At 28.9% G+C, this 2692-nt stretch carries 3 protein-coding genes; all 3 read right to left on the bottom strand.

All coding sequences use genetic code 11. From position 1 onward, the window contains the following. A partial coding sequence (locus ACLR9T_RS13740) for a leucine-rich repeat protein (protein WP_413110058.1) occupies positions 1-1112 on the bottom strand: 1112 nt, incomplete at its 3' end. After that, on the bottom strand, positions 1099-1233 hold the full coding sequence (locus tag ACLR9T_RS13735) for a hypothetical protein (RefSeq protein WP_017144122.1): 135 nt from the start codon (positions 1231-1233) through the stop codon (positions 1099-1101). The genes ACLR9T_RS13735 and ACLR9T_RS13740, both read right to left, overlap by 14 nt. 351 nt (positions 1234-1584) lie before the next feature. After that, positions 1585-2692, bottom strand: a 1108-nt coding sequence (locus tag ACLR9T_RS13730; protein WP_413110057.1) for a polysaccharide deacetylase family protein, incomplete at its 5' end; no start/stop codon positions are given.

Raw genomic sequence — 2692 nt, 5'->3', positions numbered from 1 at the left:
ATAATAGGCTTCTTTAAAACTGTAATATCAAATTCAATGGATTGTCCAGCAAATTGCACCAATATATCCTTATCACTTACCATTAATGCTCTAGCAATAGAAAAATTGAAGTCACTTTGAGAAACATTATCATATTCAACTATCTTATGGCTACCATTACTATAATTCACTTTTACCTTTAGACCAGCTGGATCAAAGATTTCTCCTTCTGTATAAGTCGTTTTATATGGCATTTGTACTATTTCTATACCCATGATATCAAGTCTATCAATATTTATACTCATGTTGTCAGTATGTCCATTGAGGTTAGCTTCAATTTGCAACTGATTTTTTTCTTCATCACTAATAAATAATTGATTCCCTATGATTTGTGTCTTATCTGAATGTTGACCAACCAGTTGATATTCAACATTTTTATAATTTTCTGGTATTGTCATCACTGATGAAGACTGTCCACTTTCATCATAAACAGCAAACGAGGTCTTAAAATAATCGTTTAAATTAACTGTACTATTTAAAGTTGTTGTCATTGCAACTTGCTTTGCTTGAATATGAGCTACACCACGATATATTTGTATGGGATGCCCTACATTTGTTGTAGTTGTATTTATAGCTGTAAGAATCTGATCATTTATCACTTCATCTCTTGCACCAGTCATAATTAAAACCTTTGATAAATTGGGATCATACTGAAAAGTATTTTTATTTATTGTTTCAATGCCATTTGGTAATGTCACTTCCTCTAATTGATTACAATACCAAAATGATGATCCACCCAACAATTGTATATTTTTAGGAAACACAACAGATACCAATGAACGGCAATTGAGAAAAACATTATTTTGTATCTTTGTCACACTATCAGGAATGTGAATAGACTCTAGTCTACTACAATCACGAAATGCCCCAGTTCTAATATCTGTTAATTGACTTGGAAATTTTATCGTTTTTAAACCTGAACACCCTTCAAATGCAGCATCTTTTATAACTGTTATACCATCAGGAAGTTCAATTGATGTTAAATTTTTACAATTTTTAAAAGCAGCACTCTCTATACTCTTTAAAATATCTGGCAGTGTAATTGATGTTAAAACAGTATTATCTCCATCCACATAAAATAATCGTATATGTTAAACCATCTTTTTTAAAAGTATTATCCACCGCAAACACATTGATTGTTGCAAATGATACTATCATAATCATTGTTATAAATAGAGTTGTTATTTTCTTCATAAAATTTTCCCTTTCTTCAATAAAATTACTTTGATAATCTTATCTGTATAACTTTTATATAATATCTGATATCCCATCCCCCTTTGATTTCTATTTTTTAATTATAACAAGTTATATTTACTACTTCTTGTATGATATGGTACATATCAAAATAAAAAAGTAAATTCTTCAATTGAAAAATTTACGTTTATGCTTATTATCAAGCTTTTCCACTAACCGCATTTATTATTATCTATAAAACTTAATAACACATCACAAAAAGAGTCTTATCAACTGCAATAGATAAGACAAAATTGGCTTTTTAAATATTGATTATATTAACTATTTAACCTCATTCTTCAACAGAGAATTTTAATTTTGAACTGTATGATGAAATGTCGGTGAATATTGATCAACAACTTCAAATTGATCACCTTTTTTAATAAGATAATCCAATATAGCAGGTAAAGCTTTCACTGTATTTCCCTGATTAGCACTGTCATGCATTAAAAACATAATATCTTCTTGGCCATTTACCTCTTCAATCGCTTTCTTCTTAAGTCCTTTAATTGTTTTAATTCCTTCTCCATCTCCATTAATACAAGTCCAATCATAATATTGATATCCTAAATCTATCACTTTATGTGTTAGTCTCTTCATAATTCCAACATTATATTTTTTAGAAACAAGATTACTTGATCCCCCTGGGAAACGCATATAGGTGGTATATTCACCTGTTTGTTCATAAACCAGTTCCTTAATTTTATTTAGATCATTTATATAATTTTTAAGAGAACTATATATCAATTCATAATCATGACTATACGTATGCAATCCTATTGTATGTCCTTTTTGATAAGCCTCTTTAATATAATGAGCATCTTTAGGTGAAGTCCCTGTCACAAAAAAAGTTGCCTTAATATGGTATTCATCTAAGATTTCTAATATTTTCTTGGTATTTGGTGATGGTCCATCATCAAATGTAAGATAACAAGTTTTCACACCATCTTTCTTAGCTTCTCGATTATCATATTGACTTAAAACTTCAACATCTCTAGTATATGTTTCTTTATTACCATTATGGTCTTCAACATGATAATAAACTTCATATTCACCTGTTTTTCGAATATTCAAATTCGAATCATCAATTGTTAAAGTTGGATTTTTATCATGATCATCCTTTATGACAATGCCTTTTTTTAAATCAATCTTATCACCTATTAACATTGTTAATTTATCTAAACCAGTTATTGTGGGAGGTTCAGTGTCCCGTTCTTCTACCAACACATAAGCATTTTTTTCTGTTTTGTTTTCAAATGCATCTTCCACAACAACAATAACTCGATATGTTTTGATTTCATTAAAGAGATAATCTTCTTTAAAATAAACAATAGTCTCTGAATCATCTTGGATATTTTTAACCAATGTTTTAGGATCAACACTATCATTTCTTAATATTTTAGTATTGACTGTTTCGAAT

It is taken from the genome of Thomasclavelia sp., assembly GCF_047249845.1.
In the GTDB taxonomy this organism is placed as follows: domain Bacteria; phylum Bacillota_I; class Bacilli_A; order Erysipelotrichales; family Coprobacillaceae; genus Thomasclavelia.
This window is presented reverse-complemented; position numbering and strand designations above follow the sequence as displayed.

What these genes read in the sequence shown, in the direction of transcription:
- ACLR9T_RS13735 (WP_017144122.1), bottom strand. Translation starts at nt 1,233, where the DNA reads ATGAAGAAAATAACAACTCTATTTATAACAATGATTATGATAGTATCA.